This is a genomic window from Vallitalea sediminicola, from assembly GCF_054408565.1.
In genome coordinates, this window is record NZ_BTPT01000370.1 from 1 (window position 1) to 264 (window position 264).

The following is a 264-nucleotide window of genomic DNA, read 5'->3' on the forward strand; positions in this document are numbered from 1 at the left end:
ATCTGAATTAGTGTTATTTTGAAACTTCAAATCTTTTCTTCCGTATACATAGGTTGCGTCTCTGCCAAGATCTACAAATCTGTCTTCTCCCCATAAGTCTGTACTATGATTATATTTTTCTAATATTTTCAGATTGCCATATAATACAGCATTAAACAAAACTGAACTATCTAGACAAAGCCCCCCACCTGTAGTATAAGTAGTTTTACCATTTCTGAAAACAGGTCCTTGTGCATATCCTTTCTGTATAGTCGCCTCTCCTAG

General features: G+C 35.2%; 1 protein-coding gene. It reads right to left on the bottom strand.

What is annotated here, in order from left to right:
- Positions 1-264: VanW family protein (locus ACX6CF_RS27085; protein WP_458788476.1), on the bottom strand; the 264-nt coding region annotated here is incomplete at both ends.